Source organism: Leucobacter sp. NPDC077196 (genome assembly GCF_040687075.1).
In the GTDB taxonomy this organism is placed as follows: Bacteria; Actinomycetota; Actinomycetes; order Actinomycetales; family Microbacteriaceae; genus Leucobacter.
In genome coordinates this window covers 117698-132982 of the sequence record NZ_JBFBML010000008.1, presented here as the reverse complement: position 1 = coordinate 132982, position 15285 = coordinate 117698, and the positions used below count along the sequence as shown (strand labels likewise).

15 protein-coding genes are annotated in these 15285 nt (G+C 67.5%); 7 read left to right on the top strand and 8 right to left on the bottom strand.

Annotation, left to right across the window (positions count from 1 at the left end):
* Positions 1 to 101: 101 nt before the first annotated feature.
* The 6 genes from rhaI to AB0O71_RS10105 all read right to left on the bottom strand — a co-directional run bounded on the left by rhaI (position 102) and on the right by AB0O71_RS10105 (position 6525).
* Positions 102 to 1271 (bottom strand): L-rhamnose isomerase, encoded by a 1170-nt coding sequence (gene rhaI / locus AB0O71_RS10130; protein WP_363744880.1) that lies wholly within the window; start codon positions 1269 to 1271, stop codon positions 102 to 104.
* Positions 1272 to 1299: 28 nt separating this feature from the next.
* Positions 1300 to 1653, bottom strand: a complete 354-nt coding sequence (locus AB0O71_RS10125; RefSeq protein ID WP_363744878.1) for an L-rhamnose mutarotase — start codon at positions 1651 to 1653, stop codon at positions 1300 to 1302.
* A gap of 120 nt (positions 1654 to 1773) precedes the next feature.
* Positions 1774 to 2817, bottom strand: coding sequence for a rhamnose ABC transporter substrate-binding protein (gene rhaS, locus AB0O71_RS10120; protein WP_363744876.1), 1044 nt, complete (start codon positions 2815 to 2817; stop codon positions 1774 to 1776).
* Between the two features lie 83 nt (positions 2818 to 2900).
* The gene (locus AB0O71_RS10115) at positions 2901 to 3971 is read right to left on the bottom strand and encodes an ABC transporter permease (RefSeq protein WP_363744874.1); all 1071 of its coding nucleotides are present in this window, start codon (positions 3969 to 3971) and stop codon (positions 2901 to 2903) included.
* Positions 3968 to 4999: an ABC transporter permease gene (locus tag AB0O71_RS10110; protein WP_363744872.1), complete on the bottom strand. Its 1032-nt coding sequence runs from the start codon at positions 4997 to 4999 to the stop codon at positions 3968 to 3970. Before AB0O71_RS10110 ends, AB0O71_RS10115 begins: the two co-directional genes overlap by 4 nt.
* Positions 4996 to 6525 carry a sugar ABC transporter ATP-binding protein gene (locus AB0O71_RS10105; RefSeq protein WP_363744870.1) on the bottom strand — a complete coding sequence of 510 codons (1530 nt, stop codon included), beginning with the start codon at positions 6523 to 6525 and terminating at the stop codon, positions 4996 to 4998. Before AB0O71_RS10105 ends, AB0O71_RS10110 begins: the two co-directional genes overlap by 4 nt.
* Positions 6526 to 6757: 232 nt before the next feature.
* Between AB0O71_RS10105 and AB0O71_RS10100 the strand changes: the two genes are divergently transcribed.
* The gene (locus tag AB0O71_RS10100) at positions 6758 to 7771 is read left to right on the top strand and encodes a LacI family DNA-binding transcriptional regulator (protein WP_363744868.1); all 1014 of its coding nucleotides are present in this window, start codon (positions 6758 to 6760) and stop codon (positions 7769 to 7771) included.
* Between the two features lie 113 nt (positions 7772 to 7884).
* Here the strand turns inward: AB0O71_RS10100 and AB0O71_RS10095 are convergent, their stop codons facing one another.
* Positions 7885 to 8640 (bottom strand): response regulator transcription factor, encoded by a 756-nt coding sequence (locus AB0O71_RS10095; protein ID WP_363744866.1) that lies wholly within the window; start codon positions 8638 to 8640, stop codon positions 7885 to 7887.
* A 28-nt stretch (positions 8641 to 8668) separates the two neighbouring features.
* Positions 8669 to 9961, bottom strand: coding sequence for a histidine kinase (locus AB0O71_RS10090; protein WP_363744864.1), 1293 nt, complete (start codon positions 9959 to 9961; stop codon positions 8669 to 8671).
* A gap of 148 nt (positions 9962 to 10109) precedes the next feature.
* On the opposite strand from AB0O71_RS10090, the gene AB0O71_RS10085 reads away from it, so the two are divergent.
* The 6 genes from AB0O71_RS10085 to AB0O71_RS10060 all read left to right on the top strand — a co-directional run bounded on the left by AB0O71_RS10085 (position 10110) and on the right by AB0O71_RS10060 (position 15254).
* Positions 10110 to 11015, top strand: coding sequence for an ATP-binding cassette domain-containing protein (locus AB0O71_RS10085; protein WP_363744890.1), 906 nt, complete (start codon positions 10110 to 10112; stop codon positions 11013 to 11015).
* Positions 11012 to 12151, top strand: a complete 1140-nt coding sequence (locus AB0O71_RS10080) for an ABC transporter permease (RefSeq protein WP_363744862.1) — start codon at positions 11012 to 11014, stop codon at positions 12149 to 12151. Before AB0O71_RS10085 ends, AB0O71_RS10080 begins: the two co-directional genes overlap by 4 nt.
* Before the next feature lie 140 nt (positions 12152 to 12291).
* Positions 12292 to 12693: a cytidine deaminase gene (locus tag AB0O71_RS10075; RefSeq protein WP_363744860.1), complete on the top strand. Its 402-nt coding sequence runs from the start codon at positions 12292 to 12294 to the stop codon at positions 12691 to 12693.
* 31 nt (positions 12694 to 12724) lie between these two features.
* Complete coding sequence (locus AB0O71_RS10070; protein ID WP_363744858.1) at positions 12725 to 14257, top strand: DHA2 family efflux MFS transporter permease subunit; 1533 nt, start codon at positions 12725 to 12727, stop codon at positions 14255 to 14257.
* 44 nt (positions 14258 to 14301) lie between these two features.
* Positions 14302 to 14607, top strand: coding sequence for an MTH1187 family thiamine-binding protein (locus AB0O71_RS10065; protein ID WP_363744856.1), 306 nt, complete (start codon positions 14302 to 14304; stop codon positions 14605 to 14607).
* A gap of 260 nt (positions 14608 to 14867) precedes the next feature.
* Positions 14868 to 15254 carry a four-helix bundle copper-binding protein gene (locus tag AB0O71_RS10060; RefSeq protein WP_363744888.1) on the top strand — a complete coding sequence of 129 codons (387 nt, stop codon included), beginning with the start codon at positions 14868 to 14870 and terminating at the stop codon, positions 15252 to 15254.
* Positions 15255 to 15285 lie beyond the last annotated feature (31 nt).

Genomic DNA, 15285 nt, shown 5'->3' with positions numbered 1-15285 from the left:
ACCCGCAGCGGGGTCACTCTTCGTGCGTGTTGCGCAGCCGACACGCACGAAGAGTGACCCCGCTCGCAGATGTGATGGGGGAGGGGGAGGCGGGGCGGCGGTTACGCGCCCCAGCTCGCCTGGGCGCCGCCGACGCGGTCGGCGTTGATCTTTGCCTGGTAGCCCGAGGCGGCGTACGCGGCCATCGGGTCGGCGGGCAGGCCCCGCGACTCGCGCCACTCGGCGAGCGCCGGCCGCACATCCGTGTAGAAGGCGTCCATCATGATCGCGTTGGCTCCGAGCACATCACCCGAGCGCTGCGCCGTACCGAGCGCGTCGCGGTCGAGCAGCAGGGCGCGGGCGGTCATCTCCTGCACGTTGAGCACGGAGCGGATCTGGCCGGGGATCTTCTCCTCGACGTTGTGGCACTGGTCGAGCATGAAGCTGACGTCGGGGTTGTTCAGCCCGTCGCCGCGCACGACCTCGACGAGAATGCGGAAGAGCTGGAACGGATCAGCGGCGCCCACGATCAAGTCGTCATCCGCGTAGAAGCGGCTGTTGAAGTCGAACGAGCCGAGCTTGCCGAGACGCAGCAGCTGCATCACGATGAACTCGATGTTGGTGCCGGGGGCGTGGTGCCCGGTGTCGAGGCAGACCATCGCCTTGTCGCCGAGCGACGCGACCTGGGCGTACGACGTGCCCCAGTCGGGCACATCGGTGTGGTAGAACGCCGGCTCGAAGAACTTGTACTCGAGCACGAGGCGCTGCGCGTCAGAGAGACGGGCGTAGATCTCCTGGAGAGACTCCTGCAGGCGATCCTGACGACCGCGCATGTCGGCCTGACCCGGGTAGTTCGATCCCTCGGCGAGCCAGATCTTGAGATCGCGCGATCCGGTCTCATCCATGACGTCGATGCACTTCAGGTGGTGATCGATGGCCTTGCGGCGGATCGCCGAGTCTTCGTGCGTGAGGGCGCCGAACTTGTAGTCGTCATCCTGGAAGGTGTTGGAGTTCACGGTGCCGAGCTGCACTCCCAGATCCTCGGCGTGCGTGCGCAGTGCCGAGAAGTCGTCGACGAGATCCCACGGGATATGCAGGGCCACGGCCGGCGCGAGCCCGGTGAGGCGGTTGACCTCGGCCGCGTCGGCGATCTTCTCGAACGGATCGCGCGGGGTGCCCGGCGTGCCGAACACCTTGAATCGCGTGCCCGAATTGCCATAGGCCCACGACGGGACCTCGATGGACTGCTTCTCGAGGGTGCTGAGGATTTCGGGAGTCAGCTGGGTGCTCATGTTCTGCGGCTTTCTGTCTGGTGCTGCGCTATGCGCGATTCATGCCCGCGTGGTGGCGCGCGAGTTGGTCTTCGAGGTGGAACACCTCGGAAAGTCGGGGGGCCTCCTGGTCGGGGCGGCCGGTCGAGGCGACGAAGTAGTCGGCCATCTTCGCCTCCCACGCGGCGGTGCGCGGGTCGGCTTCGAGTGCGCGCTGGGCGGCCTCGTCGTCATCGGTCTCGTAGTAGCCGATGAGGAGGCCGTCGGGGCGGAGGAAGAGCGAATAGTTGCGGCGCCCGGCGTCCGCGATCGCTTCGAGCATGTCGGGCCAGACGGCCGCGTGATGCTCGGCGTACTCGGAGAGGCGGTCGGGCTTGACCTGCATCTGGAAGCAGACTCGCATGAGATTCTCCGAGGGGTGGGGCTGGGGCTGGGGACTGAGATTGCGGTTCGCGGGGGCGAACGAAGGGAGTGCGGTGGGGATCCGGATCCTGCCCGATCAGGATCCCCACCCAGCAGCGGCTTAGAAGTCGAAGTCGCTGATGTTGTCCGCGTTGAAGCGGAAGGGATCGCCGAGCAGCACGACGCCGTCGGCGCCGACGGTGTACTCGCCGAGGTCGCCGGCCTCGAAGGTGTCGCCCTCCGCGCCCTCGATCTCACCGGTGGCGAGAGCGTTGGCGGCGTACGCGGTCAGGTAGCCGAGCTCCTCGGGGTTCCAGAGAGCGAACTCGGTGACGGTGCCGTCTTCGACGTACTCGCGCATCTGGTTCGGGGTGCCGAGACCGGTCAGTGCGACCTCGCCCTTGGCATCAGACGTCGAGAGGTAGCGAGCGGCGGCGGCGATGCCGACGGTGGTCGGCGAGACGATGCCCTTGAGCTCCGGGTAGGTCTGGAGCAGTGCTGCGGTCTTGTCGAACGAAGTCTGATCGTCGTCGTCGCCGTACACGACCTCGACGAGCTCGACGTCGGGGTGATTCGCCTCGAGCTCTTCCTCCATGAGCTCGATCCAGGCGTTCTGGTTCGTGGCGTTGGCGGCGGCGGAGAGCACTGCGATCTGGCCCTCGTCGCCGATCTGCTCGGTGATCATGTCGACCTGCACCTGGGCGATGCCCGCAGCGTCGGCCTGGTTCACGAACAGGTCGCGGCAGTCGGCGCTCGTGTCGGAGTCGAAGGTGACGACCTTCACGTCGTTGTCGCGCGCCTCGTTGACCGCGTCGCAGATCGCCTTCGGGTCGTTCGCCGAGATGGCGAGCGCGCCGACGCCCTGCTGGGTCGCGGTGTTGATGAAGCTCACCTGGGCGTCGGGCGTGGCCTCGGTGGGGCCGACCTCGTTGAAGGTGCCGCCGAGGGCCTCGACTGCAGCCTTGCCGCCCTTGCTCGAGGTGTCGAAGTACGGGTTGCCGAGGTTCTTCGGCAGGAAGGTGATGCTCGCACCCGATCCTTCGGATCCGCCTTCGGATCCACCGTCGCCGGCGTCGCCGCCCGAGCAGCTCGAGAGCAGCAGCGCTGCGCTTGCGGCGAGAGCGAGAACCGCGCCGGCCTTCTTCTTATTGTTCTGGAACCACATCGTTCGTTGTTTCCTTTCATCACCCCGCGGTGCGGGGACTGGTGTGGGTGGTCGTGGAAGTCTTCTGAGAGGGAGGGAGCCGGTCAGTCCGTCGTGGCCGCACGGGCGCCGGCGATCTGCAGCTTCTTCCCGGTTCTTCGGCGGTTCTTGATCGCTGCGATCACGCTGGTCGAGATGACGGCGCCGATGAGCAGGGCTCCGGTGATGATGTTGATCACGTCGGAGGTGACGTTGGCGAGGCGCAGCGCGCTGCCGAGCACGCCGATCAGCACGACGCCGGCGATCACGCCGTGCAGAGCGCCGCGGCCGCCGAAGATCGAGACGCCGCCGAGCAGCACGGCCGCGATGACCTGCAGCTCCATGCCGGTCGCGTTGTCGCCGCGTGCGCTGCCGTAGCGGAGCGTGAAGTAGATGCCGGCGAGAGCTGAGACCGCGCCGCTGAGCATGTAGAGCAGCATCTTGGTGCGGGCGACGTCCACGCCGGAGAACCGCGCGGCTTCCGGTGACAGGCCGATCGCGAAGATGCCGCGGCCGAGCTTCGTGAAGTGCAGCAGAATCGCGAACGCGATGGCCAGTACGACGAAGAGGATCATGACGACGGGGATCCCGGTCGAGCCGATCTTCTCCTTCGCGAGGTCCGTCCAGAACTCGGGGAATTCGGTGACCGCGGTGGTGCCGAGCATGCCGACGGCGATGCCGCGGAAGAGCGCCAGTGTGCCGATGGTCACCGCGAGCGAGGGCAGCCCCACCGCGGTGATGAGGAAGCCGTTGATGGCACCGGCGAGCAGGCCGGCGGCCAGCGCCAGCACGATGGTGAGACCGAACGGCACGCCCGCCTGGGTGAGCACACCGGTGAGCACGCTCGAGAGACCGACGACGCTCGCGACCGACAGGTCGATCTCACCCGTGACGATGATCGCCGTCATCGGCAGCGCGATGATGAGGATCGGGAAGATGTCGAGGAGCAGGTAGGTCATCGTGATCTTGCTGCCGAAGTTCGGCACCACGATGCTCGCGAAGAGCACGACGATGACCACCAGCGCAATGATCGCGCTCTCGCGGGTGAGGAACAGGCGCTGCCACAGCGGACGATCGTAGTCGGCGATGTGACGCAGGCTGGTCGTGGAGGTGGTGACGGTGGTCTGAGCGGTCATCGCTGCGTCTCCCGTTCTTCGATGAGTTTCCGGTGTTGTCGGAGCGAAAGTACGCGGTCGAGCACGATGGCGCCGATGATCAGGACGCCGACCACGGCGCGCTGCCAGAAGTCGGGCACGCCGAGCACGGGGAGCGCGCGGTTGATGGTCATGAGCAGCGCTGCGCCGATGGCCGCGCCCCACACCGATCCGACGCCGCCGAAGATGGCGACTCCACCGATCACGGCTGCGCCGATGGCGTCGAACTCCCAGCCGGCACCGGCCTGCGAGTTGATGGTGCCGTACCGGGCGGCGTACAGCACGCCGGCGAAACCGGAGAGCGCGCCCGAGAGCACGAAGGCGGTGAGCACGCGGCGCGTGACGGGCAGCCCGTAGAGCTGGGCGGCGTCGGGGTCGGATCCGATGGCGTAGCACTCGCGCCCGCCGCGGGTGTTCTTCATCCACCACGCGACGGCGATCAGCACGACCACGGCGATGATGGTGAGCACCGGAATCGTGAGCACCTGCGCGGTGCCGAGCGCGAGGAAGCCGCGCGGCATGTCGGAGGCGTTGATGCGATCCGAGCCCGTCCAGAGCACGTTGATGCCGCGGAAGGCGTACATCGTGCCGAGCGTGATGACCAGCGCCGGCACTTTCGCGAAGGCGACGAGCGCGCCGTTGATGAGGCCGAGCAAGCCGCCGAACACGATCGCGATCACGATGACCACGATGGCCGGCAGTCCGGGCATATCGATGAAGAGGCGGCCGGTGAGGTACGCACTCAGGCCGAGGATCGAGCCGACCGAGAGGTCGACGTTGCGGGTGATCAGCACGACGGCCTGGCCCACTGCCACGAGCAGCAGCAGCGACGGTGTCAGCCAGAGGTCGCGGTACCCGTCGGTCGAGAAGAGGAAGTTGGGGTTCTTGATCGTGGCCGCTGCGACGACGAGCAGCACGGCGAGCAGAATGCTCGCCTCACGAGCCCGGGTCAGTCGGCCGACGATCGCACCGAAACCGACGCTCGGAGCCTTCAATGTCGTGGCGCTCATGCGGCGTGCTCCGATTCCGTGTTCGAGCTGTGGGTCGCGGCGCGCATGACGTTCTCCTGCGTCGCGTCGTCGCGGTCGATCGTGGCGGTGATGCGCCCCTCGTGCATGACGACGACGCGGTCGGCCATGCCGAGCACCTCGGGCAGCTCGCTCGAGATCATGAGCACGCCCATGCCCTGGCTCGCCAGGGTGGAGAGCAGGCGGTGCACCTCCGACTTGGTGCCGACATCGATGCCGCGCGTCGGCTCGTCGATGATCAGCACGCGCGGATCGGTGGCGAGCCACTTGCCGAGCACGACCTTCTGCTGGTTGCCGCCCGACAGGGTGCCGGCGATCGTGGTCAGCGCATTCGCCTTGACCTCGAGCTTCTCGGCCCACGGGCGCGCGGCGCGGTTCTCGGCGCCGGTCGTGACGAGGCCGAGTTTTGCAAGCGAGTCGAGGATCACGGAGGTCGTGTTGCGGCCCACGCTCGAGTCGAGCACGAGCCCCTGCTTGCGGCGATCCTCTGGCACGAGGGCGATCCCAGCGCGCATGGCGGCGGTGGGCTTGTTCTTGACGACGTTCGTGCCCGCGACCGTGACGGTGCCGCTGCGGTAGCTGTCGACGCCGAACACGGCTCGGGCGACCTCGCTGCGGCCGGCGCCGACCAGTCCGGCGAGCCCGACGATCTCCCCGGCGCGAACGGTGAAGCTGATGTCGTTGAAGACGCCGGGGCTCGTCAGCCCTTCGACCACGAGCAGCGGCTCACCGACCTCGGTCTCGAGTTTCGGGAAGAGGTCTGTGATCTCGCGGCCCACCATTTCGGCGACCACGCTGTCGGGATCCGTCTCGCTGATGGCGCGGGTCGAGACGTAGCTGCCGTCGCGCATGACCGTGATCGTGTCGCAGAGCGCGAAGACCTCGTCGAAGCGGTGCGAGATGAAGACGAGCGCGCGGTTTTCGTCGCGAAGCGCGCGGGCGACCTGGAAGAGGCGGTCGACCTCAACGCCTGAGAGCGCCGCGGTGGGCTCATCCATGACGAGCACGCGCGCATCGAGCGAGATGGCCTTCGCGATCTCGATCATCTGCTGGTCGGCGATCGAGAGGCCGTCGGCCGTGCGATCCGGATTCATGGCGACACCGAGCCTCGCGAACAGCGACTCGACCTCGGCGCGCATCGCGGCCCGGTCGATGCGGCCGAAGCGACCGCGCGGCTGGCGGCCCATGAAGATGTTCTCGGTCACCGAGAGGTCGGGGAAGAGCGTCGGCTCCTGGTAGATGACGGCGATGCCGGCGGCCTTCGACTCGGCCGTGGTCGAGAAGTCAACGGTCTCCCCGTCATAACGGAAATCACCGCTGTCGCGGCGGTAGAGGCCGGCAATGATCTTGACCAGGGTCGACTTGCCTGCACCGTTCTCACCCACGAGCGCGTGGATGGAACCCGGGTGAAGCGCGAGGGTGCTGTCGCGCAGCGCAATCACCTGGCCGAAGGCCTTGGCGACGCCGCGCAGTTCGAGCAACGGCTCGCCGGCGGGTGGTTTCTTCATTGAACTCACGGACTTCCTGCCATTGGAAGGGCATATCAGGGGGTGGTGCGCGCACGACTTTGTGAATCGTTTCAATCGCAATTGAGGCGAGTTTATGGCGCGGGTCGCCAATGAGTCAAGTCGATAACGAGACGGTTTCCGAGTCGTTATTGAAGCGTTTCAAGAAGGTGATGAGATCGGTAGACTGCTCGGCAGCACAGGGTTTTACGACAACGGAGTGGGGGATGACGCTATGGCAGCGAGTATCCGCGACGTCGCACGCGAGGCGGGGGTGTCGGTGGGTACGGTCTCCAACGTGCTCAACCGACCCGAGATCGTCGCCGCAGGCACGGTGGCGCGCGTCACACAGGCCATCGAGCAGTTGGGGTTCGTGCGCAACGATGCGGCGCGGCAACTCCGGGCCGGTCGCAGCACCAGCTTCGGGCTTGTCGTGCTCGACACCCGCAACCCCTTCTTCATGGATCTCGCCCACGGTGCGCAGCGCCGCGCGATCGACGACGGGTACACCGTGCTGATGGGCGGCAGCGACGATTCGCCGGAGCGCGAGCACAGCATTCTCGAAATGTTCGAGGAGCACCGCGTCGCCGGCGTGCTCATCTCGCCCGTCGATACCGACCTCACGCAGCTCTGGAGGCTGCGGCACGCCGGCATTCCAGTGGTGCTCGTCGACCGCGGATCGAGCGACCGATCCTTCTCGTCGGTGTCGGTGGATGACGTCGAGGGCGGCCGTATCGCAGCGCGCCATCTCTTGGAACTCGGACGGCGCCGCATCGCGTTCGTCGGTGGGCCGATCGGCATCAAACAGGTCTCCGATCGATTGAACGGTGCCCGCTCGGTGGTCGCAGAGGTAGCGGACGCGACGCTCGAGGTGCGCGAGACGCGAGCGCTGAGCGTGCTCGAGGGGCGCAGAATCGCCGAAGAGATCCTCGAGCTTCCCGCCGACCGCAGGCCCGACGCCGTGTTCGCCGCGAACGATCTGCTCGCCATGGGAGTGCTGCAGGCCTTCGTCATGACCGGGTCGCTGCGGGTGCCAGAGGACATCGCTCTCATCGGGTACGACGACATCGACTTCGCCAGCGCCGCAGTGGTGCCGATCACGTCGGTGCGTCAGCCCGCGGTCGAGATCGGCGCCACTGCGGTGGGCTTGCTGCTGTCAGAGGCGCAAGCCGGTGCGGATGCGGCGCGCGAGCAGATCGAGTTCACCCCCGAGCTGGTGGTGCGCGCCTCGACGGTCGGCGGCGCCTGACGGTTCGGCCGTGCGCGGCGGCGCTGCCGTCGATCGGGGAGCGGGGTCACTCTTCGTGCGTGTTGCCGGGGCGACACGCACTGAAAGTGACCCCGCTCGCATTGGGCGACGGCTTATGCCCGCGTGTGCACCCAAACGACCGCTTGAATGCGATCGCGTACGCCGAGTTTCTGCAGCAGGTTCGACACGTGCGTCTTGATGGTCGCTTCGCCGAGGAAGAGCGCCGCGGCGATCTCACCGTTCGACTTCCCCTCTGCCACGAGGGCGAGCACCTCCCGCTCGCGGTCCGTGAGGCCGGCTTCCGTCATCGCTGCTTCTGTTGCGTCTGGTAGTGAAATCGATTCCGGATCGCCGCCGCCCTCAGCAGCGGTCGCGCTGACGGGCCCGTTCGCTGAGATCCGCTCGATCACGGCGCGGGTGACGTCGGGGCCGAGCAGCGCGTCGCCCGCCGCGAGCGAGTGCACGGCGTCGATGAGCTGCTCGGCGCGTGCGGTCTTCAACAAGAATCCGCTGACGCCGGCGGCGAGTGCGTCGAAGAGGTATTGCTCGTGCCCGAACGTGGTGAGCACCAGGATCGCCGGAGCCGCGCGGGCCGAAGCCGACGCAGTCGACGAAGCTGACGCAGCCGATGAAGCCGATGAAGCCGACGAAGCCGACGTCAGAATGCGCCGCGACGCCTCGATCCCGTTGAGCACGGGCATCTCGACGTCCATGCAGATGACATCGGGATGGAGTTCGGCGGCGAGTGCGACCGCGATCTCACCGTTCTCGGCCTCACCGACGACCTCGATGTCGGGCTCCGATTCTAAGATGATGCGGAAGCCCGAACGCACGAGCGCTTGGTCGTCGACGAGCAGTACGCGGATCATGAGGGCCTCTCGGTGCGGGGTCGCATGGTTAGTCGGCGGGACTGCCGGCGACGGGTGAGGATGACGAAGGGGTGTGCGGCACGCACGCGCGCACGATGAAGCCGCCGCGTTCACGGCGCCCGGTGTGCACAGTGCCGCCGACGGCACCGATGCGCTCGCGCATGCCCTGCAGCCCGAGGCCGGACCCGCGGGACTGCTGCGACAGCTCCTGTCGCACGCCGTCGTCGGTGACCTCCACCTCGACGGCAGCCGCGCCGAACCGGAGGCGCACCTCGGCCGTCGCTCCCCGACCCGCGTGCTTGCGCACATTCGTCAGAGCTTCTTGTACGACACGGTAGAGCGCGACGTCGACGAGCATGGGGATCGGTCGGGGTTCGCCGGCGACGATGAGTGTCGTCGGCGTGCCAGAGCTCTGGGCTTCGTTGACGAGTGCGGAGAGGTGCGCGACGCCGATCGTGGTCGGTGCCGACGACTCCGTCGACGGGTCTCGCAGCGTGCCGACGAGTCTGCGTAGCTCGTCGACGGCGGTGCCGGCGCTCTCCTCGACGACGCCGAGGGCCGCAACGGCACGGGCGGGATCGCGCTCGATACTGCGTCGCGCAGCGGCCGCTTGAATGCCCATCACCGAAACATGGTGGGCCACGACGTCGTGCAGCTCGCGCGCGATCGACAACCGGTCGAGTGCGACGGCCTGCTCCGCGCTCGTCTGTCGCTCGAGCTCGAGCTCGCGCCCCTGAGCTTCGAGCAGCGCCTGGGTGCGCGCCGCGCGCCAGGAGCGCTCGCCGAAGAAGTACGCGCCTCCGAAGTAGAGGAGGTTCGTAATGATCTGCAGAACGGCATAGGTGGCGTAAGCGGAGAAGATGCCCGACCGCGAGATGCCTTCGAAAACCTCGCTACTCGATGAGGCGATCATCAGCGTGATGAGCAGCCAGACGATCATGATCACCCCGATGCCGAGGCGCGCCCAGAGCGCGAGCGCGCGCCGGCGCTCCCAGGCCCCCACGGTGTAGAGCGCGCAGAACAGCGCGATGTTGATGATCAGCACCTCTGGCACGCCGAACTGGCCGCAGACGAAGAACCCGATCGACACGACGATCGCGACCGGCACCGGGTAAAGGCGGCGCAGTGCCAGCGGCAGCGTCGTCAAGCCCAGCCCGACTGCCCAGACCCAGGGCTCCGCCGCTCCCGGGTACATCCCGGTGCGCTGATACAGCAGAGCGGTCGTCACCGAGGCGATCGCGAGCACCAGCGCAAGACCGATGTCGGCGCGCAGGCCGCTCCGGCCGGGGCTCGGCCGACTCCACTCCGCGTGATCCTCCATGGCATCAGCGTAGGGCGTACCGCCGACACTGCGCTTCCGTCGCGCGGGGGAGGGCGATCCTCCACTCGGCGCCGCAATCAGCCGTGAGGGGGAAGCGCGGCACACCGGAGCCCCGTCATGCTGGAATCACATGACAGAAGGGATCGAGATGATCGACATCGCAGGCATCTCACGCAGCTTCGGCGAGCGACGCGTGCTCGACGACGTGAGCTTCACGGTCGAGGGCGGTCGCATGACCGGCTTCGTCGGGGGCAACGGCGCGGGCAAGACCACGACCATGCGCATCATCCTCGGGGTGCTCTCCGCCGATGCGGGCACGGTCAGCCTCGACGGAGCGCCCCTCACCCCGGCCGACCGCGCGCGCTTCGGCTACATGCCGGAGGAGCGCGGCCTCTACCCGAAGATGCAGGTGCTCGAGCAGCTCGTCTACCTCGGTCGGCTGCACGGGATGAGCTCGGCGGCGGCGAAGAAGTCCGCCGCCGACCTCATCGAGCGGCTCGGCCTGGGGGAGCGCGGCACCGACACCCTCGAGAGCCTCTCGCTCGGCAACCAGCAGCGCGCGCAGATCGCAGCGGCGCTCGTGCACGAGCCGTCGGCCCTGGTGCTCGATGAGCCGTTCTCGGGCCTCGATCCCATGGCCGTCGAGGTCGTGCTCGGGGTGCTGCGCGACTACGCCGCTCAGGGCGCCCCGGTGCTCTTCTCCTCCCATCAGCTCGACATCGTCGAGCGACTCTGCGACGACGTCGTGGTGATCGGCGGGGGCAGGATCCTCGCCTCCGGCTCGCGCGAAGGCCTCCGGTCGCAGCACTCCGGCAGCAGCTTCGAGCTCGAGCTCGCAGGCCCCTCGGCCGACGCCGGCTGGGTGCGCGAGCAGCCAGGGATCGAGGTCACGCACCTCGACGGCGGGTTCGCGCGCTTCGACGCCCCCGATGCCGCGGCCGCGCAGGCCGTGCTCGCGCGCGCCGTGCAGCTGACCTCGCCCAGCACCTCAGTGCGACGCTTCGCTCCCATCACCCCCTCACTGGCTCAGATCTTCAAGGAGGTCGTGCGATGACCGCTCCACTCACTTCCCAGTCCCGGCGATCCTCGTCGCGCCCGATCAGCGGGGCCCAGGGCGCCTGGCTCGTCGCCGAGCGCGAGATCACGACGCGCCTGCGCAGCAAGGCATTCCTCATCTCGACCGGCATCCTCCTGCTCGTCGTGCTCGGGGGCGTCGTCATCAGCGGGCTGCTCTCCCAGAACGGCGGAATCGGAAGCCCCACGCAGGTGGCGACGGTGGCCGGCGCGAGCGGGGAGCAGGGCGACGCACTCACCTCCGCCGGTTTCGAGGTGACCGAGGCCGGTGACCGGGCCGAAGCCGAGCAGCTCGTGCGCGACGGCGACGTCGAGGCTGCGATCGTTCCCGGCGGAGACACCCCGCTCGATCTCACCGTGGTCGCGCTCGACAGCGCCCCGACCGATCTCGTGCAGGCGCTCTCGGTGGTGCCGTCGGTCGAACTGCTCGAACCCCTCGGCACGAACCCGTTCCTCGCGTACATCATCGCCTTCGCCTTCGGCATGATCTTCTACACCACCGCGCTCACCTTCGGCACGACGATCGCGCAGAGCGTGGTCGAAGAGAAGCAGACACGCATCATCGAGATCCTGCTCGCCACCGTCTCCGCGCGCACGATGCTCGCGGGCAAGATCCTGGGCAACAGCATCCTCGCGCTCGGCACGGTGGTCGCGATCCTCGCCCTCGCCTCGGTCGGCATGCTCGCGACGGGGCAGGATCTGCTGCTCGGCGAGCTCGGCGCCTCGCTCATCTGGTTCGGGATCCTGTTCGCGTTCGGCTTCGTACTGCTCGCTGCGATGTACGCGGCCGCCGCAGCGCTCGTGTCGCGGCAGGAGGACATCGGATCGGTGACGAGCCCGGTCATGATGCTCGTGATGATCCCGTTCTTCCTCATCATCCTCTTCAACAGCAACCCCCAGGCGCTCGCGATCATGAGCTACATCCCGTTCTCCGCCCCCAACGCGATGCCGATGCGCCTCTACCTCGGCATCGCCGAATGGTGGGAGCCGATCGTCTCGCTCGGCATCCTGGTCGTTACCATCGCGCTCGTGATCTGGATCGGATCGCGCATCTACAGCAACTCGATTCTGCGCACGGGCGTGCGCGTCAAGCTGCGCGATGCGCTGAAGGATTAGTCGCTCACGTCGCTGACGTCGGCGCAAGATCGGCAGTGCAGGATCGAAGGCCCGGGGCTCGCGCCTCGGGCCTTCCGCGTTTCCGCCGACCCGGCGTCCCCGCCGCTCCGCTGGGCCCGCGGCCTGGATACTCTGGTCGCATGGCCCCTGATATCGACTGGACCGCGCTCACCGACGCCGCGCTCGCCGCAGCAAAGCACGCGTACGCCCCCTACTCGGGATACGCCGTGGGGTGCGCCGCGCTCGTCGACGACGGACGCGTGATCACCGGCTGCAATGTCGAGAACGCGAGTTACGGCGTCACCCTCTGCGCCGAGTGCGCGATGGTCGGGCAGCTGCACCTCGGCGGCGGCGGGCGCCTGGTCGCGTTCGCCTGCGTCGGCAACGGGCAACCGATCACCCCGTGCGGGCGCTGCAGGCAGCTGCTCGCCGAGGCCGCGACACCCGGAATGCTGCTGCAGACACCGGCGGGAATCCGCACGATCGAGCAGATGCTGCCCGAGAGCTTCGGTCCGTCGGCGATGGCCGGCGCCACCCCCTAACACTGTCCGAAGCCAGGAGTAGTCTTCTCGGGTGAGCACCGTAACCCCCGCTTCTCCGAAGCCCGAGATCCGCCCCTGGCCCGCCCTGTGGTCGCTGGTGCTCGGCTTCTTCATGATCCTCGTCGACACCACGATCGTCTCCGTCGCGAATCCCTCGATCATGGAGGGGCTCGGCACCACGATGGTGGCGACGCTCTGGGCGACGAGCGCGTACCTGCTCGCGTACGCGGTGCCGCTGCTCATCACCGGCCGACTCGGAGACCGCTTCGGGCCGCGTCGCATCTACCTCTTCGGGCTCACCGTCTTCACGCTGTCGTCGCTCGCGTGCGGCATGGCCGGCACCATCGAGGCCCTCATCATCGCGCGCGTCTTCCAGGGTCTCGGCGCCGCGCTCATGACCCCGCAGACGATGGCCGTGATCACGCGCATCTTCTCGCCCCGCAATCGCGGTTCGGCGATGGCCGTCTGGGGGATCACCGCGGGCGTCGCCACGCTCGTCGGTCCGATTCTCGGCGGCGTGCTGCTCGACGGGTTCGGATGGGAATGGATCTTCTTCATCAACGTGCCCGTTGGCATCATCGGCTTCGTGCTCGCGATGCGATTCGTGCCGAAGCTCGAGACGCACGCGCACCACTTCGACTGGATCGGCGTGCTGCTGAGCGCCGCCGGCATGTTCATGCTCGTCTTCGGCATCCAGGAGGGCGAGAGCTACGAGTGGGGCGTGATCTGGGGGCCGGTCTCGGTCTGGAGCCTCATCATCGTCGGCGCGCTCGTACTGGTGCTCTTCGTCATCTGGCAGCGCGTGCAGCGCGGCGAGCCGCTGCTGCCGCTCGAAATCTTCAAGGATCGCAACTTCTCCGTCGGCACCGGCACGATCGTGACGGTCGGGCTCGCCGTCACGAGCATGGGCCTGCCGCTCATGTTCTACTACCAGCTCGTGCGCGGCCTCACGCCGACCCAGTCGGCGCTCATGCTCGTGCCGATGGCGCTGCTCTCGGCTGGGCTCGCGCGACCGGTGGGGCTCTTCATCGACCGCACCGATCCCCGTCGCATCGCGACGGTCGGGCTCGCGCTCGTCGGCGCGGGGATGCTGCTCTACTTCTTCCTGCTGCGCCCCGACACGCCCCTCTGGCTGCTGCTCGTTCCGAGCGCGGTGCTTGGCGTCGCGAACGCCTGCATGTGGGGGCCGCTCGCATCGATCACCACGTTCAGCCTGGCGCCCCAGCTCGCGGGTGCCGGCTCCGGCGTCTACAACACGTCGCGTCAGGTGGGCGCCGTGCTCGGGTCGGCCGCGATCGCCGCACTGATGCAGTCCCGCATCGCCGCGGAGCTGGGCGGCGCGGGCGGTGGTGGTGCCGGCGCTGCTGGTGCTGCCGGTGGCGAGGCCGGGATGGGCGGCGGCCAGCTGCCCGAGGCGGCGCGCGAAGGGTTCGCCGCTGCGATGGCGCAATCCATGCTGCTGCCGGTGGCCGCGATCCTCATCGGGGCGATCGTGTCGCTCTGGTTCGCCCGCCGCCCGCAGAAGACCAACACCAACCCCATCGAGGTGCCGGCGGAGGCGTAGCGCTCACCTCACCTCATTGCACCCGAGAAAGGAACGCGAACACCATGATCCTCGCATTCTCCGTCGCCCCGTCGGGCACCGGCAACGCCTCCGTCTCCGATGCCGTCGCCGAGGCGGTGAAGGTGGTGCGCGCATCGGGCTTGCCGCACCGCACGTCGTCGATGTTCACCGAGATCGAAGGCTCATGGGATGAGGTCTTCGACGTCGTCAAGCGTGCGACCGAGGCGGTGCTGCCATTCGGGTCACGGGTGTCGCTCGTGATTAAGGCCGATATCCGGCCCGGGTTCGAGGGTGAGCTCGACGGGAAGCTGGAGCGGCTGGAACAGGCGATCGAGGGCTCAGCCGGCTAGATGTGTTCCCACCAGAAGACGAGCTCATAATGCAACACCCCAGGCTCGCCCCCTGACGCGAGGAACGAGACCGTGATCGCCACAGCGATGAGCGACATCATCCCGGGCTTGCGCGTGCGGATCTACCCGCGAATGCCCGAATACTATACCTAAGGGGGGTATGGCAAGGGTCTGTGGAAGATGACGGTAGACACCTATCGTCGCCTGCACCAGGGAGAGTCCTCATGAAAGGGGAAGACGACATGACCGTCGCTCATCAGATGCTTGCCACCCATCCATGGACCGGCTCCGTGTCATCACAAGATGCACTTCTGCGCTGTATTGAAGCCTGTATGGAGTGCGTTCAGGCGTGCACCGCGTGCGCGGACGCTTGCCTCGGTGAGGATATGGTCGCAGAGTTGGTCGCGTGCATTCGAAAGAACTCCGATTGCGCAGATATCTGTGCCGCCACGGGGTCAGTGCTCTCGCGCCAAACTGAGCCAGACGCGATGACGTTGCGAGCGCTCCTCGAAGCGTGCATCACGGCATGCGCATCCTGTGCAGCTGAATGCGAGCAGCATGCCGACATGCATGAGCACTGCCGAGTATGCGCCGATTCGTGTCGCCGCTGCGAGCAGGCTTGCGCGAATCTTCTGGCGACCTTGTAAGTCGCAGATCGCAATGCGCAACGCGCAACTC

Bases quoted from the DNA above. Each gene is read 5' to 3' on its own strand.
- AB0O71_RS10085 (WP_363744890.1), top strand. From the start codon at position 10,110: ATGATCGACATCGCAGGCATCTCACGCAGCTTCGGCGAGCGACGCGTG.
- rhaS (WP_363744876.1), bottom strand. From the start codon at position 2,817: ATGTGGTTCCAGAACAATAAGAAGAAGGCCGGCGCGGTTCTCGCTCTC.
- AB0O71_RS10105 (WP_363744870.1), bottom strand. From the start codon at position 6,525: ATGAAGAAACCACCCGCCGGCGAGCCGTTGCTCGAACTGCGCGGCGTC.
- AB0O71_RS10065 (WP_363744856.1), top strand. From the start codon at position 14,302: ATGATCCTCGCATTCTCCGTCGCCCCGTCGGGCACCGGCAACGCCTCC.
- rhaI (WP_363744880.1), bottom strand. From the start codon at position 1,271: ATGAGCACCCAGCTGACTCCCGAAATCCTCAGCACCCTCGAGAAGCAG.
- AB0O71_RS10115 (WP_363744874.1), bottom strand. From the start codon at position 3,971: ATGACCGCTCAGACCACCGTCACCACCTCCACGACCAGCCTGCGTCAC.
- AB0O71_RS10060 (WP_363744888.1), top strand. From the start codon at position 14,868: ATGCTTGCCACCCATCCATGGACCGGCTCCGTGTCATCACAAGATGCA.
- AB0O71_RS10095 (WP_363744866.1), bottom strand. From the start codon at position 8,640: ATGATCCGCGTACTGCTCGTCGACGACCAAGCGCTCGTGCGTTCGGGC.
- AB0O71_RS10110 (WP_363744872.1), bottom strand. From the start codon at position 4,999: ATGAGCGCCACGACATTGAAGGCTCCGAGCGTCGGTTTCGGTGCGATC.
- AB0O71_RS10075 (WP_363744860.1), top strand. From the start codon at position 12,292: ATGGCCCCTGATATCGACTGGACCGCGCTCACCGACGCCGCGCTCGCC.
- AB0O71_RS10100 (WP_363744868.1), top strand. From the start codon at position 6,758: ATGGCAGCGAGTATCCGCGACGTCGCACGCGAGGCGGGGGTGTCGGTG.
- AB0O71_RS10080 (WP_363744862.1), top strand. From the start codon at position 11,012: ATGACCGCTCCACTCACTTCCCAGTCCCGGCGATCCTCGTCGCGCCCG.
- AB0O71_RS10090 (WP_363744864.1), bottom strand. From the start codon at position 9,961: ATGGAGGATCACGCGGAGTGGAGTCGGCCGAGCCCCGGCCGGAGCGGC.
- AB0O71_RS10125 (WP_363744878.1), bottom strand. From the start codon at position 1,653: ATGCGAGTCTGCTTCCAGATGCAGGTCAAGCCCGACCGCCTCTCCGAG.